This window comes from Streptomyces sp. NPDC050164, from assembly GCF_044459945.1.
Taxonomy (GTDB): domain Bacteria; phylum Actinomycetota; class Actinomycetes; order Streptomycetales; family Streptomycetaceae; genus Streptomyces; species Streptomyces coeruleorubidus_A.
Window position 1 is genome coordinate 100556 of sequence record NZ_JBITJK010000019.1, and the last position, 23954, is coordinate 124509.

Consider the following 23954-nt stretch of genomic DNA (forward strand, 5'->3'; position numbering starts at 1 on the left):
CGCGGCTTTTCGCCATCTGCGCAGGCCGCCCCCTGATGGACACAGGAACGAGGCACCAGATGACCGACCCCGTGACGCTGGACGGCGAGGGCCAGATCGGCGAGTTCGACGAGAAGCGGGCCGAGAACGCCGTACGGGAGCTGCTGATCGCGGTCGGCGAGGACCCTGACCGCGAGGGGCTCCGGGAGACGCCGGCGCGGGTGGCGCGGGCGTACAAGGAGATATTCGCGGGGTTGTGGCAGAAGCCCGAGGACGTGCTGACGACGACGTTCGACATCGGGCACGACGAGATGGTCCTCGTGAAGGACATCGAGGTGTACTCGACCTGTGAGCATCATCTGGTGCCGTTCCGGGGCGTCGCCCACGTCGGGTACATCCCCGCCACCAGCGGAAAGATCACCGGGCTGTCCAAGCTGGCCCGGCTCGTGGACGTCTACGCCCGGCGTCCGCAGGTGCAGGAACGACTCACCACGCAGATCGCGGACTCGCTCATGGAGATCCTGGAGCCGCGCGGGGTCATCGTGGTCGTGGAGTGCGAGCACATGTGCATGTCGATGCGCGGGATCCGCAAGCCGGGTGCCAAGACGCTGACGTCGGCCGTGCGGGGTCAGCTGCGGGACATGGCGACGCGCAACGAGGCGATGAGCCTCATCATGGCGCGCTGACGCCGATTCACGGCGCGCTGACGCCCAGCGTCACACGGTCGGGGCCGCCCCCGTGCCGTCGTGTTCGTCGTCCTCCGGGAGTTTGCAGACACGCTCCAGGAAGATGGCGGCCGCCATGACGCCGATGCCCGCGAGGACGGAGAAGCCGGCGGAGATGGCCTGGTCGCGGCGGGCGGGGTTGTCGAGGGATTCCAGGAGGAAGACGCCGGTGCCGCCGTACATGCCGGCGACGAGGGCGGCGACCAGGGCGCTGGCCTGGCCGAAGACGACCGCGCGCGCCGCCATCATGGGGTCGACGCCCTTGGCGTCGGGCTGCCGCTCGCGCTGGGCCTTCAGGCGGGCGCGGAGCGAGAGCGCCGTGGCCAGCAGGACCACGGTGATCAGAGCCAGGACGATGGGGGCGGCCAGCGGGACGCTCGGCAGGGTCCCGACCGAGTTCCACAGGCGGGCGCCCGCCCAGGACAGCACGCCTGCCACGACGAAGACGCCGGCCAGCACCCTGATGCGCAGCTCTTTCACAGTGTCCCTTCGGTTCCCCCGGCTCCGGCCTGGTTGTGCAGCCGTCTCGACCTTAACGGCTACTCGGGCAGCCGGAGTTCCAGGTCCGCGCGGGGCGCCACGCCTTCGCGGGTGACGGAGTCCAGCAGACCGGCGACCGGGCCGCGGCCGGGCAGCTGCGCCTCGGGGTCCAGGTCGTGCCAGGGGGCCAGGACGAAGGCGCGCTCGTGGGCGCGGGGGTGGGGGAGGGTGAGCTGCGGGTCGTCGGAGACGACGTCGGCGTAGGAGACGATGTCGACGTCCAGGGTGCGAGGGCCCCAGCGCTCGTCCCGGACGCGGTGGAAGGCCTCCTCGACCGCGTGTGCGCGCTCCAGCAGCGAGGACGGCGGGAGGGTGGTCTTCAGGACGACGACCGCGTTGAAGTAGGCGGGCTGGCTGCCGGGCTCCACGCCCCAGGGCTCGGTCTCGTAGACCGGGGAGACGGCCTTGATGCGGACGCCGGGGGTGTCCTCCAGGGCGTCGATGGCTCCCTGGAGGGTCTCCAGGCGGTTGCCGAGGTTGGAGCCGAGGGCGACCACGGCCCGTTTCGGATTGCTGAGCGTGGTGTCGGCGGCGTCGACCTTCTCGACGACGGAGGCGGGTACCGGCTGTACGGTCGGGTCGCTGGGACCCTTAAGGAAGGGTGCAGTCATACTCGGCTCCGGGTGATGGTGACGGTCACGTCGTCGAAGGGGACCGTGATCGGGGCGTCCGGCTTGTGGACGCAGACCTCGACCTGCTGAACCCCGTCGTGCTTCAGACATACCTGGGCGATGCGCTCGGCGAGCGTCTCGATGAGGTTGACGGGCTCGCCCTGGACGACGGCCACGACCTCCTCGGCCACGATGCCGTAGTGCACGGTCTTCGCCAGGTCGTCGTCGGCCGCGGCCGGTCGGGTGTCCAGACCGAGGACGAGGTCCACGATGAAGGTCTGGCCGTCCTCGCGTTCCCTCGGGAACACACCGTGGTGCCCGCGGGCCTTCAGGCCGCGCAGCGCGACACGATCCACGCGAATCACTCCTGCAATCGTCGGTCACGGCCGGTCCGTGCCGTGTGCGGTCGGCACACCGGCCTCAGTCGAATCTACCTGCGAGCCTGGACGGGGCCGGGCCACGGGGGCGTGGGTCCGGGCCGGGCCCGGCAGGATTCATCCGGCGTTTCCCCTGGGGAACCCGGCGGCTCACGGGTTGGTAGCCGCCCATACCCGCGGGTTCGTGATTCCAACCACTTCCTGGCACGTACCCACTCAGGTGGGAGTGTCGTCCTGTTCGTCCTCGTCGGTTTCGGCCAGAACGGGGGAAGCGTGGTGCGACCAGAGTTTCCACCCCACGGGCGTGCGCCGGAACACGTTCGTGGCGACCACGAGCTGTCCGACGAGCGGGCCGAGCTCCTCGTCGCCCTTCGGGGCGGGGCCGCCGCTGAGGATGTTCTCCGTGCAGGTCACCAGGGCGGTGTCGCCGGTGACCGAGACGTGCACGTCGGTGAGGAAGAACTGGATGTAGTCGGTGTTCGCCATGATCAGCGCGTACGACCTGAGGACCTCGCCGCGGCCGGTGAGCACCGGCCAGCCGGGGTGCACGCAGGAGACCACGCCGGTGTCGGCCGGGTCGTGGTACGTCTCGTCGACGCCCAGGTCGGAAGGGGTCAGCCAGAGCGACGCCAGTTCCTCGAAGTCGCCTCGTTCCAGTGCCTCGTAGAAGGCGGTGTTGGCGGCCTCGACCTGTTCGACGTCGGTGTGCGGGGCGCTCACCGGGTTCCTTCTGCGCCGGTGCGTGCCTCTGCGATGGCGTGGGCGACGCGTACGGCGTCCGCCGTGGCGCGTACCTCGTGCACGCGTACCGCCCACGCGCCGGCGTGCGCCGCGAGCGCGGAGACCGCCGCGGTGGCGGCGTCGCGTTCGCGTGCGGGCGGGGGCGGGCCGTCCGGGCCGGCGAGGACCCGGCCGAGGAATCGCTTGCGGGAGGCGGCGACGAGCAGCGGGTGGCCGAGGCCGAGGACCCGGTCGAGGCCCGCGAGGAGTGCGAGGTCGTGCTCGGCGTCCTTGGAGAAGCCGAGTCCGGGGTCGACGACGACCCGGTCGGGAGCGATACCGCCCGCCAGAACGGCCTCCACACGCGCGTGCAGCTCGTCGACGACCTCCGTGACGACGTCGGCGTACTCGCCGCGGACGTTGCCGCCCTGGAGGAAGCCGCGCCAGTGCATGACGACGAAGGGGGCGCCGGCGTCGGCGACGGCCGGGATCATGCGGGGGTCGGCGAGGCCGCCGCTGACGTCGTTGACGAGGGCGGCGCCCGCCGCGAGGGCCCGCTCGGCGACACAGGCGCGCATGGTGTCGACCGAGACGGTGACGCCCTCGGAGGCCAGGCCGCGCACGACGGGGACGACACGGCGGAGTTCCTCGGCCTCGTCCACCCGGGTGGCGCCTGGGCGGGTCGACTCGCCGCCGACGTCGACCAGGTCCGCGCCCTCGGTGACCAGGTCCAGGCCGTGCTTGACGGCGGCCGTGGTGTCGAAGAAGCGGCCGCCGTCGGAGAAGGAGTCGGGGGTGACGTTCACGACTCCCATGACCGCGCAGCGGCCCCATTCCGGTAGGCCCGCCACGCGCCCGCGTCCGCTCTGGTTGCTCATATGTTCAGCGTAGGCCCCGGCGGGGGCCGTCAGGCGCTGCGGCCCGGGTCGGCCCCGGACAGGTCACGCCGCTCTGACGCTCCGTTCCGTCGTCGTGCCGTGGGCGCACGGGCGGCGGCCCGACGGGCGTCGGCGGCGCAGGAAGCGCGGCAGGGGCAGGGCGAGGTTGACGAAGCCCTCGGCCTGCATGGCGGCGAAGCCGATGCGGGGCAGGTCGCCGGAGGCCCGGTAGACGACGAAGCGGGGCTCCCAGCGCGGCTGGAACTTGGCGTTGAACTTGTAGAGCGACTCGATCTGGAACCAGCGGGAGAGGAACACCAGCAGCCCGCGCCAGGCGCGCAGCACCGGGCCGGCGCCGATCTTCTCGCCGCGGGCCAGCGCCGAGCGGAACATGGCGAAGTTGAGGGAGACGCGGGCGATGCCGAGCTTCGGGGCGGCCTGGAGGGCGGCCACGATGAGCAGTTCGTTCATGCCGGGGTCGGCCGAGCGGTCGCGGCGCATGAGGTCCAGGGAGACGCCGTCGGTGCCCCAGGGCACGAAGTGCAGGATCGCCTTCAGGTCGCCGTAGGGGCCCGGGTGGTCGTCCTGCTTGTGGGCGGTGGCGATGAGGCAGTCGCCGTCGGAGGGGTCGCCGACGCGGCCCAGGGCCATGGAGAAGCCGCGCTCGGTGTCGGTGCCGCGCCAGTCGTCGGCGGCGCGCCGGATGCGCTCCAGTTCGGCCTCGCCGACGTCACGGACACGTCGGACCCGGGTCTCGTAACCGGCGCGTTCGATGCGTTTGACCATCTGGCGCACGTTGCGCATCGCGCGGCCGGCCAGGGAGAAATCCGCGACGTCCACCACCGCCTCGTCGCCCAGTTCGAGGGCGTCGAGCCCGGTCTCGCGGGTCCACACCTCGCCCCCGGTCTCGGAGCAGCCCATGACGGCCGGTGTCCAGGAGTGGGCCTTGGCCTCGTCCATGAACCGTTCGATGGCGCCGGGCCAGGCCTCGACGTCGCCGATCGGGTCGCCGCTGGCGAGCATCACGCCGGAGACGACGCGGTACGTCACCGCCGCCTTGCCGCTGGGGGAGAAGACGACGGCCTTGTCGCGTCGCAGCGCGAAGTGGCCGAGGGAGTCGCGGCCGCCGTGCCGCTCCAGCAGGGCGCGCAGCCGGGCCTCGTCCTCCTCGGTGAGCTGGGCGGCCGGGTGTTCGGGGCGGAAGGCCAGGTAGATGGTGGTGACGGCGGTGACCAGGCCGAGGGCGCCGAGCGAGAAGGCGACCGTCCAGGAGGTGTTGCCCTGGTAGTCGACCGGGCCCTCGAAGCCGAACAGTCCGTAGATGACGTGGGTGATGCGGTCGGCCAGGCTCGGGTCGCCGACCATGCGCTCGCCGTGGACGCTGACGATGAGCAGGCCCAGCAGCAGCGAACCGGCGCTCATCAGCACGAAGTTGGCGAGCGCCCGCCAGCGGCTGCGCGGGTCGGGCAGGGCCGAGAACTGGTCGCGGTGGAGCAGCAGGGGCGCCAGCAGGGCCAGTGAGATCAGCACGCCCACGATCGAGTGCCGGTACGTGAACTGCGCCACGGCACCGGCGGGCAGCAGGGCAACGGCCGCCCGCCAGGCCCGGCGCTTGCCGCGCTTGAGGCCGTGAGCAAGCAGCAGCAACAGCACTCCGGCGCTGAGCGACAGGGCGGCCGCGAACGGGCCGAGCGCGCCGGGCAGGACCTCGGCGATGGCGTGCATCCGGCTGTGCCTAAAGCGCGGGAAGACGCCCGCGGCGATGTCCAGGACGCCCACCAGCGCGCAGGCTCTGCCGACCAGGACCGGGACGGCCTCGGGGCGTGGTCCGGGCAGCCGGTGGCGCAGGCGGCTCACCCGGCTCGTAACGGCCGCGGTGCTTCCACGACTCGGAACCTCGCCCGACATTTCCTCATCTGTCCTGACAGACATCGCATCCCATAGTTCCGCGAGAGACCTTGGATCCGGTGCCGATTCGGGCATCCGGCGACATTGCGCCCTCTAGGACGGTGTCTCAGGGGGAGAGGTTCACTCCCTTCGTCAAAGCAGTTTCAAAGGTCAAGGAAAGTCCGGGACAAGTGCTCGCGAAGGTGTGAGCGCGGTGTGAGGCCCCGGACGGAAAGCGCGGACGGGTAACCACCGATGGGTTTGGGTCTCACGAGCAACAAGGTGCTGGCGCTGGCGGTACTGTCCGCCGTGCTGCTGTTCGCCGGCACGGTCTGGCTGTGGCCGCGGCTGGCCCGGCGGAGTTGGCGGGCCGTGGGCGGGCGGGTCGGCCTGCTGCTCGCCACGCAGGTGGCGCTGTTCGCCGCGGTGGGCCTCGCCGCCAACCAGGCCTTCGGTTTCTACGCGAGCTGGGCGGATCTGTTCGGGCAGGAGAAGGACCAGGGCGTGGTCGTCGACCACACGCCGGGCGGCGGCCCCTTGGAGGTGGTCGGCTCACGCCGGGTGCCGGGGGCGGGCGGGGTGAGTCCCCGGGCGGGCGGCCGGATCCAGCAGATCGACATCGTGGGGCGTACGACGCGCATCGCCACGCCCGCGTACGTCTATCTGCCGCCGGAGTACTTCCAGCCGCGGTACCGCACCCGTACGTTCCCCACGGCCGTCGTGCTGACCGGTTACCCGGGCACGGCCTCGGCGCTGGTGGAGAAGCTCCACTACCCGCGTACGGCACTGGAGCTGGCCCGGGAGGGCCGGATGCCGCCGATGATCCTGGTGATGCTGCGGCCCACGGTGGCCCCGCCCCGGGACACGGAGTGCGTGGACGTCCCGGGCGGTCCGCAGACCGAGTCGTTCTTCGTCAGGGATCTGCCCGACGCGTTGCGCACGCACTACCGGGTGGGGGAAAAGCCGGGCGGGCTGGGCATCATCGGCAACTCGACGGGCGGCTACTGCGCCTTGAAGATCGCCATGCACCATCCCGGTGTGTATGCCGCCGGGGCGGGCTTGTCCGCGTACTACAAGGCGCCGATCGACGCCACCACGGGCGATCTCTTCCAGGGCGACAAGGGGCTCCGGAATCGCGCCGACCTGTGGTGGTACCTCAAGCACAGGCCCGCTCCCGACACTTCACTGCTCGTCACCAGCAGCAGGTCCGGCGAGTCCAACTACCAGGACACGCTGCGGTTCATAGAGCGGGTGCAGGCAACCGGGCGGACGCGGATCTCGTCGATCATCCTGGAAAGCGGCGGGCACAACTTCAACACCTGGCGGCGCGAGATTCCGGCGACGCTGGAGTGGATCGGCGGGCGGCTGAACGGCCGTTGAAAATGATCTTGGGAATTGGGGCGAGGGCCGATTTCGCTTCTTCCCGAGTTCCGATGGCGTGTGAACGCTTCGGTGTGGCTTTGTTTTTGCGGGGTGGGTCACCATGATTCGCCTACGCGCGGTAAGTTTCTGGCCATGCCACGTGGACGTCACCGCCATTCCCCGCCCTTGCACAGGCTGCTGCCCCCGTCGGCGATCGCAGGCGTCTCCCTCGTCTGCGCCCTGGGGCCCTGGGTGTTCACGGAGCCGATGGTGCTCCGCGGTCTGGCCGCGGCCGCCGCGGCGACGGCGGTCGTCGGCGCGGTCGTGCTCCGCCGCTGGGACACCCAGGCGGGCAAACGCGTCGCCGACCTCACGCGCGCGCGTGCGAGCGACGAGTGGCGCTTCGAGGAGCGGGTCGCCGAACTGGAGGCCGACCTCGAGGAGTCCCGCGAGCTGCGCGTGAAGCTGGAGCAGCGACTGCGCGCCAAGCGCACGGAACTGGCCGGACTGCGAGGCGAGCACGCAGCGCTGCTGCGCCGGTACGCCACCGCCGAGACCGAGCGCGCGAGCGTCCTGGAGGAACGCCGGGTGCTCGAGATAGAGGCGACGGCTCCGGTACGGGCCGCGCTGCCCGCGGGGGCGGCTCAGACGGCGGATGCTCCGGCGGACGCGGACGAGACGGCTGGCGCCGAGGCGCCGGCCCTTGCCGTGGAGGAGCAGACGGCGATCCCCGCGGTGTTCTCGCCGGAGGGATCCCGGCTGTTCCTGCGTGCCGCGGCGGCGCTCGCCCGGCTCGACGGCGACTTCGCCCCGGCCCCGGACCCGGACGGGGGCGGCGACGGCGACGGCGTACCGAAGGGCGACGACGCGGAGCCCGCGCGGGACGACCGGAAGGACGACCGGCGGGAGCAGCCGCAGGAGGACGAGGCGCAGGGGCAGTCCGAGGCGGTCGCCGGGCACGAGCGCGCGACCGCCGGCACTTCCACCACGGCCGAGGCCGAGCGACTCCCGCAGCCTGCCTCCTCGGGGCACTACACCGTGCCGACCGCTGTGGCCGTGGCGCCGCAGACGCCGGTGCGGCGGCACGTCTCCGAAGGCGGGTTCGACTTCTTCGGTACGAAGCAGGGGACGTCCCGGGCCGCCCTGGACGCCGTGCAGAACGAGGACCTGGCCGATGTCGTCGGCCAGGAGGCCCTCGCGCTGCACAAGGCCGAGACCGAGGCCCGGTTCAAGCCGGCGGACGAGGAGTCGCGCGGGATCGGCCAGGTCATCGACCTGACGGCGCACGACGAGACGGAGCAGATCGACGTACAGGGGCTGCGGAGCGCGGTTTCCTGACGTCCACGCTGCCCAAAAGGCCCCCCGGCCGCGGCCGGGGGGCCTTCGGCTTTCCGGTGGGTCTGGTGGGTCACGCCATCCAGCGGTCCGGCCGCGCGTCCCTGCGCCCGGTCCGTGACCGCTCCGCCTGTGCCTGCAGCAGTTCACGCGCTTCGGCCGCGTCCCGCAGCCGTGCCCGCACCGTCTTGTTCGCGCCCGTGTCCACACACACGTCGGCCACGCCCCGGGCCCGCTCCCACGGCCCCTGCGTCATCCGTACGCTCTGCACCTTGGCGTGCGGCACCAGCGCGAGGCTCCGCCGCAGCAGCCCGGACCGCGCGGCGAACACCGCGTCCGTGACGGCGAACCCGTACCCGCGCCACCACACCGGCACGCACCACCGGGCGCGGCGCGGCGACGGCGACAGGGCCGCCTGCTCCGGCACGGTCACCCCGGGCAGCACGCGCGCGACGACGGCCTCCGCGATCTCGCGCGGGGCGACCGGCACCAGCACGGAGTTGGAGGAGCCCGCCACGTCCAGCTCCACGCGCACCCAGCCGCGCCGCCGCCACAGCAGCGGCTCCACGATCCGCACGGTCTGCACCCGCCCCGGCGGCACCGTCTCGTGGGCGCGGTCCAGCAGACCGTGGTCCAGGCGCAGCCCGTCGGGCGACTCGGCCACCGTCCAGTCGTACTCGCCGACGAACCGCCCCACGCTGCTCGCGCCCGCCGCGCCCAGCAGCGGCAGGGCCACGGCCAGGACCGTCCACACGCTCTCCGTGGCCAGCCACAGCACCGGCGGCACGACGAGCGCCGCGGCCAGCGACCCCCAGGTCGCCGCGCTCAGCACCAGCGACATGGCGAGCACGCCGGGCGGCACCCGCAGCATCTGCCGGGACGGCGCCTCCCCGACCTCGTGCGCGGTCTCGGGCGCGAATCCGGCCGCGCGGGCGAGCAGTTCGGCCCGCAGCGTCCGCGCCTCGTCCGCGCCCAGGAAGGCCAGCTCGTCCTTCTTGTCGGTGCCTATGACGTCGAGTTTGAGCTTGGCGACGCCCGCGACCCGTGCGAGCAGCGGCTGGGTGACGTCGACGGCCTGGAGCCGCTCCAGCCGGATGTGCGCGGTGCGCCGGAACACCAGTCCGGTACGGATGCGCAGTTCGGTCTCGGTCACCGCGAAGTGCGTGAACCACCAGGAGGAGAAGCCGTACAGGGCCGCGGCCGGGACGATCACGGCGAGGCCGATCAGCAGCGTGGTCGTGTTCAGCCGGGTCAGATGGCGCTGCGCCCCGTCGGGGTCGTGCACCGCCCAGCCGATCACCACGGCGACCGGCGCCCAGGCCCGCCTGAGCGGTGTGACGGGGTGCAGCCGCCGCTCGGCGATGCCGTTGTCGTCCTCGGTGGCCTCGGCGGCCTCGGGCGCCGTCACAGCCCCGCCGATCGGGCCTCGCCCAGCGCGGTGAGCCGGTCGCGCAGCCGCTCCGCCTCGGCCGGGTCCAGGCCGGGGATGGTCGCGTCGGTCCAGGCGGCAGCCGTGTGCAGCTGCACACTGGCCAGCCCGAAATGCCGCTCGACGGGCCCGGAGGTGACCTCGACCAGCTGCATCCGCCCGTACGGCACGACCGTCTCCTCGCGCCACAGCACCCCGCGGCTGATCAGCAGGTCGTCGGCGCGCTCGGCGTACCGCCAGGAGCGCCAGTTGCGGCCGATCATCACCCAGCCCCAGGCCATCAGCGCCAGCGGCGGCAGTGCGAAGGCGGCCCAGGCGGGGCCGGCCAGCAGGCCCGGCACCAGCCCGGCGGCCAGGCTGATCAGCCCCAGCCACACCACCAGCAGCAGTCGCCGCATCTTCAGCAGCCCGGGCGGCAGCGCGATCCACACCGGCCCGTCCTCGACGGCCCCCGCTTCGCGCTGCGTCCCTGCCGCGCCCTGCGTCTGCGCCGCGCCCTGTGTCCCCGCCGGCCCCGTGTCCTGCGGGCTCCCCGTCTCCATGAGGCCAGCGTACGTAGGAGAGACTGTGTCCATGACTCCTACGACGGAGACCATGGTCGGAATCGGCGGCGCCGCGGAGAGCACCGACATGGTGCTCAACATCGGGCCGCAGCACCCGTCCACGCACGGCGTGCTGCGGCTGAAGCTCGTCCTGGACGGTGAGCGCATCAGGCACGCGGAGCCGGTGATCGGCTATATGCACCGCGGCGCGGAGAAGCTGTTCGAGGCGCGCGACTACCGCCAGATCATCATGCTCGCCAACCGCCACGACTGGCTGTCGGCCTTCTCCAACGAGCTGGGCGTGGTCCTCGCCGTGGAGCGGATGCTCGGCATGGAGGTCCCCGAGCGCGCGGTGTGGCTGCGCACGCTGCTCGCCGAGCTGAACCGGGTGCTCAACCACCTGATGTTCCTCGGCTCGTACCCGCTGGAGCTCGGCGGCATCACGCCGATCTTCTACGCCTTCCGGGAGCGCGAGGAACTCCAGCACGTCATGGAGGAGGTCTCCGGCGGGCGGATGCACTACATGTTCAACCGCGTGGGCGGCCTCAAGGAGGACCTGCCGGCCGGGTGGACCACGCGCGCGCGCGGCGCCGTCGCCGACGTGCGTTCCCGGATGGACCGCTTCGACGACCTGGTGCTGGGCAACGAGATCTTCCGGGGCCGCACCCGGGGTGTCGGCACGCTCGCCCCGGAGGCGGTACACGCCTACGGCGTCAGCGGGCCGATCGGGCGCGCCTCGGGCGTCGACTTCGACCTGCGCCGGGACGAGCCCTACCTCGCCTACGGGGAGCTGGGCGACGTCCTGAAGGTGGTGACCCGGCAGGAGGGCGACTGCCTCGCCCGCTTCGAGTGCCTCCTGGAGCAGACGCACAACGCGCTGGACCTGGCCGACGCCTGCCTCGACCGGCTCGCCGAGCTGCCGCCCGGGCCGGTCAACCAGCGGCTCCCGAAGGTCCTGAAGGCACCCGAGGGCCACACGTACGCCTGGACCGAGAACCCGCTCGGCATCAACGGCTACTACCTGGTCAGCAAGGGCGAGAAGACGCCGTACCGGCTGAAGCTGCGCTCGGCCTCGTACAACAACATCCAGGTGCTGACGGAGCTGCTGCCGGGGACGCTGGTCGCGGACATGGTGGCGATCCTGGGCTCGATGTTCTTCGTCGTGGGCGACATCGACAAGTAGGGGACTTTACGGACACCCCTAGAGCGGCTCCCCGATCCCGACCGGCTGTACCAGCCACCCGAAGTCGCCCAGCCCGCCCGACGCGGTGAGCTCGGCGGCCTCCCCGGCGCTCGCGAGGGCGCGTACGTAGGCGGTGGGGTCGGTGGACGCCAGCGTGAGCGGGGGGCGTGCGCCGGTCACGCCCAGGGCGCGCAGCGCCTCGCGCTGCGGGAGCAGGCGCCCGCCGGGCAGCGCGCACGCGTCGAGCGCGACGTGCGCCGTGATGTCGCACGAGCCGTCCGGCACGGCCGCCGTCTCGCGGCCCTCCCGGAAGCCGGTCAGCGTCCCGAACGGCGGCCGTGTGTCCGCCGCGTGCGCGTAGTCCACGGCGACGGCGAGCCCCCGGTCGAGCGTGGCGACCGCCGCGGCCCAGGCCTCGTCCCTGGGCAGGCCGATCTCGGCCCGCAGTCCCGCCTCGCCGGACAGCGGCCACCAGCGCGCCAGCCACCGCGCCTGCGCCCCGTCGACCGGCTCCCCGAGCCGCTCGGTCCCGTCCTCCCTGACCAGCACCAGCCGCGCCACGCCCGCGGCGTCCACCTCCGCGACGTCCACCGGTACGTTGTCCAGCCACTCGTTGGCGAACAGCAGCCCGGTGATGCCCTGCGGCGGCTCGGCCAGCCACTCGATCCGGTGATCGAGCCCCTCGGGCCGCTCGGCGACTTCCACGGCGTACGCGCGCGTGCGGGCCGCCACGTCGGCCGGGAGCGCGGCGAGCACCCCGCCGGCCAGCTCGCCCCGCCCGGCCGCCATGTCGACGAAGTCCAGCGTCGCGGGCCGCCCCAGCGCCTCGTCGATCCGGCACAGCAGCCCCGCCACGGCCCCGGCGAACAGCGGCGACGCGTGCACGGACGTCCGGAAGTGTCCGGCCGGACCCTCGGCCCGGCGATAGAAGCCGCCCGGCCCGTACAGGGCCTCCCGCGCGGCCGCACGCCACCCGCGCCCCTCGTGTTCCCCGGGTCCCTCGCCCCTCGTCACTGCTGTCACCGGGCCAGGCTAAGGGCACACAACGAACGCAACTCCACCTTGCGGAGTACGCGCGCCCGGTGCGGATCGGTCCTCCGGTTGACCCCTGCACCTTTCCCCCTTCCCTACGCTGGGTTACGTGCAGCGTCTTTATGACTTCCTCCGCAGGCACCCGATGTGGGTCGACGGCTCCTGGGCCGTGGTCCTCCTCGGGATTTACGTGGTCGGCGGAGCGTCGGGCGGCTTCGGCTCCCCGGCCGTCGCCGTTCCGCTCGCGCTGCTGCTGTGCCTGGTGGTGGCGCTGCGCCGCCGCATGCCGGAGAAGATGCTGCTGCTCGCGACCGCGGTCGGTGTGGCCCAGCTGATCACCGATGTCGAGATGGGCCCCCACGACTTCGCCATGCTGGTGATCGTCTACACGGTCGCGGCGGAGGGCGCCCGCTGGGCCTCCCGCTTCGCGCTGGCCGCCGGCCTGTGCGCGGCCCCCGTGGCACAGCTGCGCTGGCCGAACGACCAGACGGGCGTCTTCGGCGACATCGTCCTGGCGGTCTTCATGACCGTGCCCTTCGCCCTCGCCTGGGTGCTCGGCGACTCCATCCGCACCCGCCGTGCCTACTTCGCGCAGCTGGAGGAGCGGGCCGCCCGTCTGGAGAGGGAGCGTGAGGCACAGTCCAAGGTCGCCGTCGCCGCGGAACGCGCTCGGATCGCCCGCGAGTTGCACGACGTCGTCGCGCACAACGTCTCGGTGATGGTGGTGCAGGCCGACGGCGCCGCCTACGTCCTCGACGCCGCGCCCGACCAGGCGAAGAAGGCCCTGGAGACCATCTCCTCCACCGGCCGCCAGGCCCTCGCCGAGATGCGCCGCCTGCTCGGCGTGCTGCGCACCGGGGAGCACGAGGAGGCCGGCGAGTACGTGCCGCAGCCCGACGTCCAGCAGATCGAGGACCTCGTCGAGCAGTGCCGCGGGCACGGACTGCCCGTCGACTTCAAGGTCGAGGGCACCCCCCGCCCGCTGCCCAGCGGCGTCGAGCTCACCGCCTACCGCATCGTGCAGGAGGCGCTCACCAACACCCGCAAGCACGGCGGGCCGGGCGCGGGCGCGAGCGTGCGCCTGGTGTACTTCGACGACGGCCTCGGCCTGCTCGTCGAGGACGACGGCAAGGGCGCCCCGCACGAGCTGTACGAGGAGGGCGGGCTCGACGGCCAGGGCCACGGCCTGATCGGCATGCGGGAACGGGTCGGCATGGTCGGCGGCACTCTGGACGCCGGCCCGCGCCCGGGCGGAGGATTCCGCATCAGTGCCCTCCTGCCGCTCAAACCCGCTCACTGACCTCGGCACACGCCCCTCGCTGACACCTGTAACGACAGACATGGAAGAGGCCCCGATGACGATCCGCGTGATGCTCGTCGACGACCAGGTGCTGCTGCGCACCGGGTTCCGGATGGTGCTCGCCGCCCAGCCGGACATGGAGGTCGTGGCGGAGGCGGGCGACGGGGTCGAGGCCCTCCAGGCGCTGCGCTCGACCGAGGTCGACGTGGTGCTGATGGACGTCCGCATGCCGAAGCTCGACGGTGTGGAGGCGACCCGCCGGATCTGCGCGGACGCCGACCCGCCGAAGGTGCTCATCCTGACCACCTTCGACCTCGACGAGTACGCCTTCTCCGGGCTGAAGGCGGGCGCCTCCGGCTTCATGCTCAAGGACGTGCCGCCCGGGGAACTCCTCGCCGCGATCCGCGCCGTGCACAGCGGTGACGCGGTCGTCGCCCCCTCCACCACCCGGCGGCTCCTGGACCGCTTCGCGCCGATGCTGCCGGGCGCGAAGCAGCCCCAGCACCAGGAGCTGGAGCGGCTCACCGGGCGCGAGCGCGAGGTCATGGTGCTGGTCGCGCAGGGCCTGTCCAACGGCGAGATCGCGGCCCGGCTCGTGCTGTCCGAGGCGACCGTCAAGACGCACGTCGGCCGCATCCTGACCAAGCTGGGGCTCAGGGACCGGGTGCAGGTGGTGGTGCTGGCCTACGAGACGGGGCTGGTGCGGGCCGGCGGGCTCGGCTGAGCGGCGCAGGAGGGCCGGCTATCTGAGGATCCCTTCCAGGAACTCGCTGCCGAGCCGGGCCACCACCGTCACGTCCAGCTGGTGCAGGACGTAGCGCCCGCGGCGACGGGTGGTGACCAGGCCCGCCTTCTTCAGCACGGCCAGATGCCGGGATATCTCCGGGGCCGTCATGCCGTGCGCCTGCGCCAGCTCGCCGGTGGTGTACGCGCTGCGGGCCAGATTGCGGCACAGGCGCATCCGCACGGGGTGGGACAGCGCCGTCATGCGCAGGGCCAGCTGCTCCAGTGTGGGCGGGGCGGCGAGCTCGGGGGAGCCGACCGGGTAGTGCAGCACCGGCTGCCAGCCGTACCGGTGCAGGACCATCAGATGCGGCCAGCCCAGGCTCGTCGGGACGAGCAGCAGGCCGTGGTCGCCTGTGGCCGTACGGCCGTCGCCCAGCTTGTCGACCGTGATGCGGGCGGCGGCCTCGTCGAGCGTCACCGCCGGGGACACCGCGGCGAGCGCCTCGGCCAGGCCCCGGTGTCTGAGGAGGTCCGTCTTGTGGCGGGCGTCCGCCGCGAGCTGATGACGCAGCCGGGACCACGCCTCCGCGAAGAACGCCTCGTCGCAATCCTGGAGGAACTGCCGCAGCCAGGCCCGGATCCGGGGCGGGTCGGCCAGCAGCCGCTCGCTGAACCGCAGCTGCCGAGGCCCGCGCGCGGCGGCCAGGTCCAGCGACCGGCGGCGCACCTCGGGGTCGGACAGCGCCGTGGGCTCGCACGAGCCATACCAGACGGCACAGGTGAACTCCAGCGCCGCGTCCACGAACTGTTCGTCCGTCAGCTTGTCCAGCAGGTCCAGTTCCTCGGCGAGGGTGGCGCACGGCAGTGTGCCCGGGCCCGGGAGGCCGGCGTACGGCAGGAACAGGTCCGAGAACGTCGTCCGCCACAGGAAGTCGGCCTCGCACATCCGGTCGGCCAGATGCGGGTCGAGCCGGGCGGTCACGCCCGTCACCCAGCCCTGGAGGCCCGGGTGGTGTCCCGGCTCGGACAGCGCGTGCAGCGCCATGCCCAGCTCGGCCAGGGGCGAGGGCACGACGGCGACCTTCCCCCAAGCTCTCGGCTCCGCTCGAGCAGGGGGCGCCCCCATCGGCCGCAGCCCCGCGATGTCGATGTGCACGCTCATGACCTCATGGTGCACCCCGCCACTGACAACGCCCCCGTCGATTGACGGGCCTCGTCAATCGACGCGACTCCGCCTCCGGCACGGGCGCACTGTGGGACCACCGGGGCAGCCGCGGAGCCTTCGGACCTCCATCACCCCGTCCCGCAGAAGCGATTGACCATGAGCATCACGCAGCAGCACCTTCTCGACACCTACCGCGCCCGGCAGATCGGCGAGCCCGCCCCGCCCGCCCCCGGCACGCACGACTGGCAGGTCGTGCGGGAATGGCGCGACGAACGGCAGTTCCGGGCGGTCCTGGCGGGCCGCCCGGCCCGCCAGCGGTTCCGGGACGCCCTGAACCGGTGGCGGCGGCGCCCTACCTGACCTCCTCCGGCAGCCGGGCCACGAACTCCGCCACCGCGCTCTTGACGTCCTCGGCGGTCCACTCCAGCCCGGCGGACCGCACATGCACCTCCGTGACCGCCAGACCCGGACCGCCCGGGTGCCAGGCGGAGCCGAACAGGACGGAGCCCGTCTCCTCGGCCGCCCGGACAGCCGCCTCCGCCAGGACGTCCGCGTCGTACGGCAGCCACACCTGGAAGTCGTGGGTGTGCGGCACCTCCGGGTGCACGCGCGCCCACGGCACCCCGGCCGCCGCGAACCCCTCGCGCAGGGCGGCGGCCACCACGCGCGCGTGGGCGACGTACTCCGGCAGCCGGGGCAGTTGCCGCTCCAGCCCGACCAGCGCCGACAGGGCCGTCGGGAACTGCTGGAAGACCAGGCCGCCGTACCGGTGCCGCCAGGCCTTCGCCTCCTCCACCAGCTCACTGGGCCCGGCGAGCGCCGCGCCGCCGAACGCCTCCAGGGACTTGTAGAACGACACGTAGACGCTGTCGGCCAGACCCGCGATCTCCTCCAGGGACCGGCCGAAGTGGACCGTGGACTCCCACAGCCGGGCCCCGTCGAAGTGCACCACCGCGTCCCGCTCCCGGGCGGCCGCCACCACCTCGGTGAGTTCCTCCCAGGAGGGCAGCACGAAACCGGCGTCGCGCAGGGGCAGTTCCAGCATCAGCGCCCCGAAGGGCTCCTCGAAGTCGCGCACCTCGGCGGCCGTGGGCAGCCGCGGCTCGCCCGTCACACGCACCGGCCGCAGTCCGCTCACCTCGCTGAACGCGTTCCGCTCGTGTACCTCGGGATGGCTGAGCGCGTGCAGGGCGACGGTCGGGTTGCCGGTGCGGCCCGCCCAGCAGCGCAGCGCCACCTGCTGGGCCATCGTGCCCGTCGGGAAGAACGCGGCGGCCTCGGTGCCGAGCAGTGCGGCGACCTTCGTCTCCAGCGCCTCGACGACGCCGTCGCCGTACACGTCGGACAGCTCGTCCAGGTCGTACAGGCCCTCCGCCCCGTCCAGCTCCGCCAGCCGCTCCCGGAGCGTCTTGTGGAAGCCGAAGCGCGCGAACACCCGCCGTGCGCCCCGGTGGGCGGCCAGACGCCGCTCACGGAGCCGTGACCTGCGGTCCTCGTCCGACAGTTGCCCGGTCGCCTGCTCGTCCTGTTCCGCCGTGTCGCTCATGGCCCGGATCATCCCGCGCGCGTGTGCGGACGGGCACCCGGTTTTCCATGCGGGAATGCACACCCTGTGGACAACCGAACGCCCCTCGAACCGATCGCGTTAACATGACGAGAAATCGTCCGGTACCCGGAGCGGACTGGAACGGGAAGGCCGCCGTCGAGTGAACACAACCCCACAGCCAGATCCCAGGGACCGCCCCGCGCGGCTCACCGTCGGCGTCGTCGGCGCCGGTCGCGTGGGACCCGCACTGGCCGCGGCCCTCGAGCTCGCCGGGCACCGCCCGGTCGCCGTCTCCGCGGTCTCCGACGTCTCCCGGCGTCGCGCCGCGCAACTGCTGCCCGACGTGCCGGTGATGCCGCCCGCCGAGGTGCTCCAGCGGGCCGAGCTGGTCCTGCTGACGGTTCCGGACGACGCCCTGCCCGAGCTGGTCACGGGCCTCGCCGACACCGGGTCCGTACGGCCGGGGCAGCTGCTCGTGCACACCTCCGGGCGGTACGGCGCGCGGGTGCTCGACCCGGCCCTGCGCGCGGGCGCCCTGCCGCTCGCCCTGCACCCCGCGATGACCTTCACCGGCACGCCCGTGGACGTCCAGCGGCTGGCCGGCTGCTCCTTCGGCGTCACCGCGCCCGAGGAACTGCGGCTGGCCGCCGAGGCCCTGGTCATCGAGATGGGCGGCGAGCCGGAGTGGATCGCCGAGGAGAGCCGGCCGCTCTACCACGCGGCCCTCGCGCTCGGCGCCAACCACCTGGTCACCCTCGTCGCCCAGTCCCTGGAGCTGCTGCGCACGGCCGGGGTCGCGGCCCCCGACCGGATGCTCGGCCCGCTGCTCGGCGCGGCCCTGGACAACGCCCTGCGCTCCGGTGACGCGGCCCTCACGGGCCCGGTCGCGCGCGGGGACGCGGGCACGGTCGCCGCGCACGTCGCCGAGCTGCGCCGGCACGCCCCGCAGACCGTCGCCGGCTACCTGGCGATGGCCCGCGCGACCGCCGACCGGGCCCTGGCCCACGGCCTGCTGAAGCCGGAGCTCGCCGAGGACCTCCTCGGGGTACTCGCCCACGGGACCGACGGCACCGAAGGGGAGGCCTGATGACCACCACCCTGCTCAGCACCGCCGGTGAACTGCACGCACGCGCGCGTGGGGGCCGTCGTGCCGTGGTGATGACCATGGGCGCGTTGCACGAGGGCCACGCCACACTGATCCGCACCGCGCGCGCCATCGCCGGGCCCGACGGCGAGGTCGTCGTCACCGTCTTCGTCAACCCCCTCCAGTTCGGCGAGGGCGAGGACCTCGACCGCTACCCGCGCACCCTGGACGCCGACGTGAAGCTGGCCGGGAAGTCGGGCGCGGACGTCGTGTTCGCCCCGGCAGCCGACGAGGTCTACCCCGGCGGCGAGCCCCAGGTCCGCATCACCGCGGGCCTCATGGGCGAGCGGCTGGAGGGCGCCTCCCGCCCGGGCCACTTCGACGGCATGCTCACGGTCGTCGCCAAGCTGCTGCACCTCACCCGCCCCGACGTCGCCCTGTACGGCCAGAAGGACGCCCAGCAGCTCGCCCTGATCCGCCGCATGGTGCGGGACCTGAACTTCGGCGTGGAGATCGTCGGCGTCCCCACCGTCCGCGAGGAGGACGGCCTGGCCCTGTCCAGCCGCAACCGCTACCTCTCGCCCGCCGAGCGGCGCACCGCCCTCGCGCTGTCCGGTGCCCTGTTTGCGGGCCAGGACCGGCACGCCGCGCAGGAGGCGCTGCGCGCCCGGGCCCGGGAAGTGCCCGCCACACGCGCGCGTGCCGAGGCCCTCAGCGCCATAGGGGAGTCCCGCGCGGCGGCGGACGCGCACGCCGTCGCGACGGCCGTACCGGGCGGCCCGGCCGCCGTCCGCGCCGCCGCCCGCCAGGTCCTCGACGAGGCCGCCCGCCTGGATCCGCCGCTCGCGCTGGACTACCTCGCCCTGGTCGACCCGTCCGACTTCACCGAGATCGGGGACGACTTCACCGGCGAGGCGGTCCTCGCCGTCGCCGCCCGGGTCGGGACGACCCGGCTGATCGACAATGTCCCGCTCACCTTCGGAACCCTCGGAGCCGCCTCGTGACCACCACAGGCATACGACTGCACGCGCCCGCACCCGGATGGTCCATCTCCGCGGACGTGGTCGTCGTCGGCTCCGGCGTCGCCGGCCTCACCGCCGCCCTGCGCTGCGAGGCGGCCGGCCTCACCACCGTCGTCGTCACCAAGGCCCGCCTGGACGACGGTTCCACCCGCTGGGCCCAGGGCGGCATCGCCGCGGCCCTCGGCGAGGGCGACACCCCCGAACAGCACCTGGACGACACTCTGGTCGCGGGCGCGGGTTTGTGCGACGAGGAAGCGGTCCGCATCCTCGTCACCGAGGGCCCCGACGCCGTACGCCGCCTCATCGAGACCGGCGCCCAGTTCGACGAGTCCTCCGGGGGCGGCCTGGAACTCACCCGCGAGGGCGGCCACCACCGCCGCCGCATCGCCCACGCCGGCGGCGACGCCACCGGTGCCGAGATCTCCAGGGCCCTGGTCGAGGCGGTACGCGCGGTCAGGAGGGGCGAGCGCGAAGCGCTCTCGGGCAAGGGTGGTGGTGGGCGACGGGCGGGACTGCGCACGGTCGAGAACGCGCTCGTCCTGGACCTCCTCACGGACGCCGAGGGCCGCACGGCAGGCGTCACCCTGCACGTCATGGGGGAGGGCCAGCACGACGGCGTGGGCGCGGTCCACGCCCCGGCGGTGGTCCTGGCGACCGGCGGCATGGGCCAGGTCTTCTCGGCGACGACCAACCCCTCCGTCTCCACGGGCGACGGCGTGGCCCTGGCGCTGCGCGCGGGCGCCGAGGTGAGCGACCTGGAGTTCGTCCAGTTCCACCCGACGGTCCTCTTCCTGGGCTCCGACGCGGAGGGCCAGCAGCCCCTGGTCTCCGAGGCGGTCCGCGGGGAGGGCGCCCACCTGGTCGACGCCGACGGCGTGCGCTTCATGCAGGGGCAGCACGAACTGGCCGAGCTCGCGCCCCGGGACATCGTCGCCAAGGGCATCATGCGCCGCATGCAGGAGCAGGACGCCGAGCACATGTTCCTCGACGCCCGGCACTTCGGCGCCGACATGTGGGAACACCGCTTCCCGACGATCCTCGCCGCCTGCCGCGCCCACGGCATCGACCCGGTCACCGAGCCCATCCCGATCGCCCCGGCCGCCCACTACGCCTCCGGCGGCGTCCGCACCGACTCCCGGGGCCGTACGACCGTCCCCGGCCTGTACGCGTGCGGCGAGGTCGCCTGCACCGGCGTGCACGGCGCCAACCGCCTGGCCTCCAACTCCCTCCTCGAAGGCCTGGTCTACGCCGAGCGCATCGCGGCCGACATCGCGGCGAACGGCCTCGACGCGCGCGTGCCGCAGCCGCTTGCGCACCCGGAGACCCCCGAGCACCCCCTGCAGACGCCGGAGGCCCGCTTCACGATCCAGCGGATCATGACCAACGGAGCCGGTGTCCTGCGCTCGGCGGAGTCCCTCGCCAAGGCCGCCGACCAGCTCCAGCAACTGCACACCGACGCCCGCGACGCCCTCGCCGAGAACGGCAAGACCGCCGAGGCCGGCGTCGACACCTGGGAGGCCACCAACCTGCTGTGCGTGGCCCGCGTCCTGGTCACCGCGGCCCGGATGCGCGCGGAGACCCGGGGCTGCCACTGGCGCGAGGACCGCCCCGAGCGCGACGACACCACCTGGCGCCGCCACATCGTCGTACGCCTGAACCCCGACCGCACGCTGGCCGTGCACACCACCGACACCACACACTTCCCCACGACCCTCCCGCCTCAGGCCCCCCAGGAGCAGTGACCGACGTGAGCACCCCCGACCTTCCCCTCGCCTCGTCCGGAGGCTGCGGCGACGGCTGCGCCTGCGGCGCGGACGGCGAGGCGTACCTGGAGTGCGGCCTGGACCCCGCACTCGCCCAGCTCCTGGCCGACGCGGGCCTCGACCCCGTCGAGGTCGAGGACATCGCCAACGTGGCCCTCCAGGAGGACCTGGCCCACGGCGTGGACGTGACGACGGTGGCGACGATCCCCGAGGACGCGGTGTCCACCGCCGACTTCACGGCCCGCGAGGCGGGCGTGGTGGCGGGCCTGCGGATCGCCGAAGCGGTGATCTCCGTCGTCTGCGAGGAGGAACTCGCGATCGAACGCCACGCGGAGGACGGCGACCGCGTCGAGGCGGGCCAGAAGCTCCTCTCCGTCACCACCCGCACCCGCGACCTCCTCACGGCCGAGCGCAGCGCGCTGAACATCCTGTGCCGCCTGTCGGGCATCGCGACGGCCACGCGCGCGTGGGCGGACGTCCTGGACGGCACGAAGGCCAAGGTCCGCGACACCCGCAAGACGACACCCGGCCTGCGTTCCCTCGAGAAGTACGCGGTCCGCTGCGGCGGCGGCGTCAACCACCGCATGTCCCTCTCGGACGCGGCCCTGGTCAAGGACAACCACGTGGTCGCCGCGGGCGGCGTCGCCCAGGCCTTCACAGCCGTACGCGAACGCTTCCCCGACGTCCCCATCGAGGTCGAGGTCGACACCCTGCACCAGCTCCGCGAGGTCCTGGACGCCGGCGCCGACCTGATCCTCCTGGACAACTTCACGCCGGCCGAGTGCGCGGAGGCGGTAGCCATCGTCCAGGGCCGCGCCGCCCTGGAGGCCTCGGGCCGCCTGACCCTCGACAACGCCAAGGCGTACGCCGACACCGGCGTCGACTACCTGGCCGTCGGAGCCCTCACCCACTCCTCGCCGATCCAGGACATCGGCCTGGACCTGCGGCCGGCGGAGTAGGGAGCGGGTACGGGCCATGCTGCTGACGATCGACGTAGGCAACACCCACACCGTCCTCGGCCTGTTCGACGGCGAGGACATCGTCGAACACTGGCGCATCTCCACGGACGCGCGCCGCACCGCCGACGAGCTGGCGGTCCTCCTCCAGGGCCTGATGGGCATGCACCCGCTCCTCGGCGACGAACTGGGCGACGGCATCGACGGCATCGCCATCTGCGCCACCGTCCCCTCGGTCCTGCACGAGCTCCGCGAGGTGACGCGCCGCTACTACGGCGACGTCCCGGCGGTCCTGGTCGAACCGGGCGTCAAGACGGGCGTCCCGATCCTCATGGACAACCCCAAGGAGGTCGGCGCGGACCGCATCATCAACGCGGTCGCGGCGGTCGAGCTCTACGGCGGCCCCGCGATCGTCGTCGACTTCGGCACGGCGACGACGTTCGACGCGGTCAGCGCGCGCGGCGAGTACGTCGGCGGCGTCATCGCCCCCGGCATCGAGATCTCCGTCGAGGCCCTCGGCGTCCGCGGCGCCCAGCTCCGCAAGATCGAGGTGGCCCGGCCCCGCAGCGTCATCGGCAAGAACACGGTCGAGGCGATGCAGTCGGGCATCATCTACGGCTTCGCCGGCCAGGTCGACGGGGTCGTCAACCGCGTGGCCCGCGAGCTGTCCGACGATCCGGACGATGTCACGGTCATCGCGACGGGGGGTCTCGCACCGATGGTCCTGGGCGAGTCGTCGGTCATCGACGAACACGAGCCGTGGCTGACGCTGGTCGGGTTGCGACTGGTGTACGAGCGGAACGTGTCGCGTATGTGAGCCGTTGCTCGGCGTTGTCGCCGGGGCGGGGTGGGTGCGCAGCCCGGCGTGGCGGGGTGCCGCTGCGCCCACCCTCCCCCAAGCTCTCGGCTTCGTTCGAGCAGGAGGTACCCCCAGCGCCCCAAGCGGCACGACTGCCCGCAGCTGAGCGGGCCCGCGCCCCCCGACACGTCCCCGACCCACCACCACCGCACAGGCGCAAGCGTCCCGGACCCCCGCCCACCTGGGTGGTCCCCCGCGCCACACCCATCCGCTATGCGGGATTTGTCTGATTAGCGCGTATCGTCGCCGCATGCCCACGCCATACGGATCCCGCGGCGGCATGGCGTTCGGCGTGGAGGAGCTGCGTGTGCTCCGCCGCGCTCTCGCCCTCGCCCTCCACCCCACCTCCGCCTCGGCCGACGACGTCCAGGACTGTCTCCGCCTCGCAGAGTCGCTCGACGAGGCGATGCGGGAGGGAGCCAGGCTGCGTGCCTTCCTCGTGGCCGACCTCGGCCGGTACCGCGCCGCCCTCCCCGGCACCGCCGCCGGTTACCTCACGCTCCTGGAAGAGGCACTGGGCGCCGGATACCACCCGCACCCCGACGACCTCTCCGCCCTCCGTGCCCTGCGCGGCAACCCCACCGCCGCCGCCCTCCTGGACCTCTGCGACCCGCTCACCCCGGCCGCTCAGGCGGCCGCAGTCGACACCCCCACCGTCCCCGCCTCCCGCATCCGCACCGGCCTCCGTCTCCTGCCCCTCCCCGGAGGCCTCTCCGGCACCGCCGAGAACACGCCGGAGAAGCGGCCCGAGAAAAAGCCCGCACGAAAGCCGGCGGCCCCGAAGCCCGCCCCCAAGCCCACGCCGGCCCCCGCCCCGGGCACCCCGAAACCCACCCGCCCGATCCCCACCCCGGGCGAGGTCTTCCCGCGCCGCAAACCCACCCCGCCGCCCCCGGCGAACCCCCAGCAGCTCGCCGCGGGCTGACGTGGCTA

Annotated in this window: 24 protein-coding genes; 13 read left to right on the plus strand and 11 right to left on the minus strand. The window is 73.1% G+C overall.

Features of this window, described 5'->3' with window-relative positions; genetic code table 11:
• The first annotated feature begins 59 nt into the window (after nucleotides 1–59).
• Nucleotides 60–665 carry a GTP cyclohydrolase I FolE gene (gene folE, locus ACIBNA_RS24495; RefSeq protein WP_399167268.1) on the plus strand — a complete coding sequence of 202 codons (606 nt, stop codon included), beginning with the start codon at nucleotides 60–62 and terminating at the stop codon, nucleotides 663–665.
• Nucleotides 666–695: 30 nt separating this feature from the next.
• Here the strand turns inward: folE and ACIBNA_RS24500 are convergent, their stop codons facing one another.
• The 6 genes from ACIBNA_RS24500 to ACIBNA_RS24525 all read right to left on the minus strand — a co-directional run bounded on the left by ACIBNA_RS24500 (nucleotide 696) and on the right by ACIBNA_RS24525 (nucleotide 5738).
• Nucleotides 696–1184 (minus strand): DUF3180 domain-containing protein, encoded by a 489-nt coding sequence (locus ACIBNA_RS24500; protein WP_399167269.1) that lies wholly within the window; start codon nucleotides 1182–1184, stop codon nucleotides 696–698.
• 59 nt (nucleotides 1185–1243) lie between these two features.
• The gene (folK, locus tag ACIBNA_RS24505; protein WP_399167270.1) at nucleotides 1244–1855 is read right to left on the minus strand and encodes a 2-amino-4-hydroxy-6-hydroxymethyldihydropteridine diphosphokinase; all 612 of its coding nucleotides are present in this window, start codon (nucleotides 1853–1855) and stop codon (nucleotides 1244–1246) included.
• Nucleotides 1852–2211, minus strand: coding sequence for a dihydroneopterin aldolase (gene folB / locus ACIBNA_RS24510; protein ID WP_399167271.1), 360 nt, complete (start codon nucleotides 2209–2211; stop codon nucleotides 1852–1854). Before folB ends, folK begins: the two co-directional genes overlap by 4 nt.
• 237 nt (nucleotides 2212–2448) lie before the next feature.
• Nucleotides 2449–2952 carry a nuclear transport factor 2 family protein gene (locus tag ACIBNA_RS24515; RefSeq protein ID WP_399167272.1) on the minus strand — a complete coding sequence of 168 codons (504 nt, stop codon included), beginning with the start codon at nucleotides 2950–2952 and terminating at the stop codon, nucleotides 2449–2451.
• Nucleotides 2949–3830 carry a dihydropteroate synthase gene (gene folP, locus ACIBNA_RS24520; protein WP_399167273.1) on the minus strand — a complete coding sequence of 294 codons (882 nt, stop codon included), beginning with the start codon at nucleotides 3828–3830 and terminating at the stop codon, nucleotides 2949–2951. Before folP ends, ACIBNA_RS24515 begins: the two co-directional genes overlap by 4 nt.
• A gap of 63 nt (nucleotides 3831–3893) precedes the next feature.
• Nucleotides 3894–5738 carry a phosphatidylglycerol lysyltransferase domain-containing protein gene (locus ACIBNA_RS24525; RefSeq protein WP_399167274.1) on the minus strand — a complete coding sequence of 615 codons (1845 nt, stop codon included), beginning with the start codon at nucleotides 5736–5738 and terminating at the stop codon, nucleotides 3894–3896.
• A 240-nt stretch (nucleotides 5739–5978) separates the two neighbouring features.
• On the opposite strand from ACIBNA_RS24525, the gene ACIBNA_RS24530 reads away from it, so the two are divergent.
• Nucleotides 5979–7097, plus strand: a complete 1119-nt coding sequence (locus tag ACIBNA_RS24530; RefSeq protein WP_399167316.1) for an alpha/beta hydrolase — start codon at nucleotides 5979–5981, stop codon at nucleotides 7095–7097.
• A gap of 135 nt (nucleotides 7098–7232) precedes the next feature.
• Entirely contained in the window at nucleotides 7233–8417 is a 1185-nt protein-coding gene (locus ACIBNA_RS24535; protein WP_399167275.1) for a hypothetical protein, read from the plus strand.
• A 70-nt stretch (nucleotides 8418–8487) separates the two neighbouring features.
• Here the strand turns inward: ACIBNA_RS24535 and ACIBNA_RS24540 are convergent, their stop codons facing one another.
• Both ACIBNA_RS24540 and ACIBNA_RS24545 read right to left on the minus strand, forming a co-directional pair.
• The gene (locus tag ACIBNA_RS24540; protein WP_399167276.1) at nucleotides 8488–9822 is read right to left on the minus strand and encodes a PH domain-containing protein; all 1335 of its coding nucleotides are present in this window, start codon (nucleotides 9820–9822) and stop codon (nucleotides 8488–8490) included.
• Complete coding sequence (locus tag ACIBNA_RS24545; RefSeq protein ID WP_399167277.1) at nucleotides 9819–10385, minus strand: PH domain-containing protein; 567 nt, start codon at nucleotides 10383–10385, stop codon at nucleotides 9819–9821. The genes ACIBNA_RS24540 and ACIBNA_RS24545 overlap by 4 nt, the downstream gene beginning before the upstream one ends.
• Before the next feature lie 31 nt (nucleotides 10386–10416).
• On the opposite strand from ACIBNA_RS24545, the gene ACIBNA_RS24550 reads away from it, so the two are divergent.
• The gene (locus ACIBNA_RS24550) at nucleotides 10417–11568 is read left to right on the plus strand and encodes an NADH-quinone oxidoreductase subunit D (protein ID WP_399167278.1); all 1152 of its coding nucleotides are present in this window, start codon (nucleotides 10417–10419) and stop codon (nucleotides 11566–11568) included.
• 18 nt (nucleotides 11569–11586) lie between these two features.
• Here ACIBNA_RS24550 and ACIBNA_RS24555 read toward each other — a convergent pair whose 3' ends face one another.
• The gene (locus ACIBNA_RS24555) at nucleotides 11587–12591 is read right to left on the minus strand and encodes an SAM-dependent methyltransferase (protein WP_399167279.1); all 1005 of its coding nucleotides are present in this window, start codon (nucleotides 12589–12591) and stop codon (nucleotides 11587–11589) included.
• Between the two features lie 118 nt (nucleotides 12592–12709).
• Here ACIBNA_RS24555 and ACIBNA_RS24560 point away from each other — a divergent pair, with 118 nt between their 5' ends.
• Together ACIBNA_RS24560 and ACIBNA_RS24565 are read left to right on the plus strand one after the other, a co-directional pair.
• Nucleotides 12710–13900, plus strand: a complete 1191-nt coding sequence (locus tag ACIBNA_RS24560; protein WP_399167280.1) for a sensor histidine kinase — start codon at nucleotides 12710–12712, stop codon at nucleotides 13898–13900.
• 55 nt (nucleotides 13901–13955) lie between these two features.
• Nucleotides 13956–14624 (plus strand): response regulator transcription factor, encoded by a 669-nt coding sequence (locus tag ACIBNA_RS24565; protein ID WP_274818124.1) that lies wholly within the window; start codon nucleotides 13956–13958, stop codon nucleotides 14622–14624.
• A gap of 18 nt (nucleotides 14625–14642) precedes the next feature.
• Here the strand turns inward: ACIBNA_RS24565 and ACIBNA_RS24570 are convergent, their stop codons facing one another.
• Nucleotides 14643–15788 (minus strand): DUF5937 family protein, encoded by a 1146-nt coding sequence (locus ACIBNA_RS24570; RefSeq protein WP_399167281.1) that lies wholly within the window; start codon nucleotides 15786–15788, stop codon nucleotides 14643–14645.
• Between the two features lie 159 nt (nucleotides 15789–15947).
• Between ACIBNA_RS24570 and ACIBNA_RS24575 the strand changes: the two genes are divergently transcribed.
• Nucleotides 15948–16151, plus strand: a complete 204-nt coding sequence (locus ACIBNA_RS24575; RefSeq protein WP_399167282.1) for a hypothetical protein — start codon at nucleotides 15948–15950, stop codon at nucleotides 16149–16151.
• Here ACIBNA_RS24575 and ACIBNA_RS24580 read toward each other — a convergent pair.
• A complete protein-coding gene (locus ACIBNA_RS24580) occupies nucleotides 16144–17337 on the minus strand; it encodes a threonine aldolase family protein (protein WP_399167283.1) in 1194 nt (397 codons plus the stop codon). The two genes, ACIBNA_RS24575 and ACIBNA_RS24580, sit on opposite strands and share 8 nt — an antisense overlap.
• 160 nt (nucleotides 17338–17497) lie before the next feature.
• Here ACIBNA_RS24580 and ACIBNA_RS24585 point away from each other — a divergent pair, with 160 nt between their 5' ends.
• From ACIBNA_RS24585 to ACIBNA_RS24610, 6 genes are all read left to right on the plus strand, one after another.
• Nucleotides 17498–18424, plus strand: a complete 927-nt coding sequence (locus tag ACIBNA_RS24585) for a Rossmann-like and DUF2520 domain-containing protein (protein ID WP_399167284.1) — start codon at nucleotides 17498–17500, stop codon at nucleotides 18422–18424.
• The gene (gene panC, locus ACIBNA_RS24590) at nucleotides 18424–19425 is read left to right on the plus strand and encodes a pantoate--beta-alanine ligase (RefSeq protein WP_399167285.1); all 1002 of its coding nucleotides are present in this window, start codon (nucleotides 18424–18426) and stop codon (nucleotides 19423–19425) included. The genes ACIBNA_RS24585 and panC overlap by 1 nt, the downstream gene beginning before the upstream one ends.
• On the plus strand, nucleotides 19422–21185 hold the full coding sequence (locus ACIBNA_RS24595; RefSeq protein WP_399167286.1) for an L-aspartate oxidase: 1764 nt from the start codon (nucleotides 19422–19424) through the stop codon (nucleotides 21183–21185). Before panC ends, ACIBNA_RS24595 begins: the two co-directional genes overlap by 4 nt.
• Before the next feature lie 5 nt (nucleotides 21186–21190).
• Nucleotides 21191–22165: a carboxylating nicotinate-nucleotide diphosphorylase gene (nadC, locus tag ACIBNA_RS24600; protein ID WP_399167287.1), complete on the plus strand. Its 975-nt coding sequence runs from the start codon at nucleotides 21191–21193 to the stop codon at nucleotides 22163–22165.
• Nucleotides 22166–22181: 16 nt separating this feature from the next.
• Nucleotides 22182–22979 carry a type III pantothenate kinase gene (locus ACIBNA_RS24605; RefSeq protein ID WP_399167288.1) on the plus strand — a complete coding sequence of 266 codons (798 nt, stop codon included), beginning with the start codon at nucleotides 22182–22184 and terminating at the stop codon, nucleotides 22977–22979.
• A 322-nt stretch (nucleotides 22980–23301) separates the two neighbouring features.
• Nucleotides 23302–23946, plus strand: a complete 645-nt coding sequence (locus tag ACIBNA_RS24610; RefSeq protein WP_399167317.1) for a hypothetical protein — start codon at nucleotides 23302–23304, stop codon at nucleotides 23944–23946.
• Nucleotides 23947–23954 lie beyond the last annotated feature (8 nt).

Excerpts from the sequence above, each read along its gene's own strand:
- panC (WP_399167285.1), top strand. The coding sequence starts at position 18,424 with ATGACCACCACCCTGCTCAGCACCGCCGGTGAACTGCACGCACGCGCG.
- ACIBNA_RS24545 (WP_399167277.1), bottom strand. The coding sequence starts at position 10,385 with ATGGAGACGGGGAGCCCGCAGGACACGGGGCCGGCGGGGACACAGGGC.
- folP (WP_399167273.1), bottom strand. The coding sequence starts at position 3,830 with ATGAGCAACCAGAGCGGACGCGGGCGCGTGGCGGGCCTACCGGAATGG.
- ACIBNA_RS24570 (WP_399167281.1), bottom strand. The coding sequence starts at position 15,788 with ATGAGCGTGCACATCGACATCGCGGGGCTGCGGCCGATGGGGGCGCCC.
- ACIBNA_RS24525 (WP_399167274.1), bottom strand. The coding sequence starts at position 5,738 with ATGTCGGGCGAGGTTCCGAGTCGTGGAAGCACCGCGGCCGTTACGAGC.
- ACIBNA_RS24605 (WP_399167288.1), top strand. The coding sequence starts at position 22,182 with ATGCTGCTGACGATCGACGTAGGCAACACCCACACCGTCCTCGGCCTG.
- ACIBNA_RS24535 (WP_399167275.1), top strand. The coding sequence starts at position 7,233 with ATGCCACGTGGACGTCACCGCCATTCCCCGCCCTTGCACAGGCTGCTG.
- ACIBNA_RS24575 (WP_399167282.1), top strand. The coding sequence starts at position 15,948 with ATGAGCATCACGCAGCAGCACCTTCTCGACACCTACCGCGCCCGGCAG.
- ACIBNA_RS24550 (WP_399167278.1), top strand. The coding sequence starts at position 10,417 with ATGACTCCTACGACGGAGACCATGGTCGGAATCGGCGGCGCCGCGGAG.
- folE (WP_399167268.1), top strand. The coding sequence starts at position 60 with ATGACCGACCCCGTGACGCTGGACGGCGAGGGCCAGATCGGCGAGTTC.
- ACIBNA_RS24610 (WP_399167317.1), top strand. The coding sequence starts at position 23,302 with ATGGCGTTCGGCGTGGAGGAGCTGCGTGTGCTCCGCCGCGCTCTCGCC.
- folK (WP_399167270.1), bottom strand. The coding sequence starts at position 1,855 with ATGACTGCACCCTTCCTTAAGGGTCCCAGCGACCCGACCGTACAGCCG.
- ACIBNA_RS24565 (WP_274818124.1), top strand. The coding sequence starts at position 13,956 with ATGACGATCCGCGTGATGCTCGTCGACGACCAGGTGCTGCTGCGCACC.
- ACIBNA_RS24580 (WP_399167283.1), bottom strand. The coding sequence starts at position 17,337 with ATGAGCGACACGGCGGAACAGGACGAGCAGGCGACCGGGCAACTGTCG.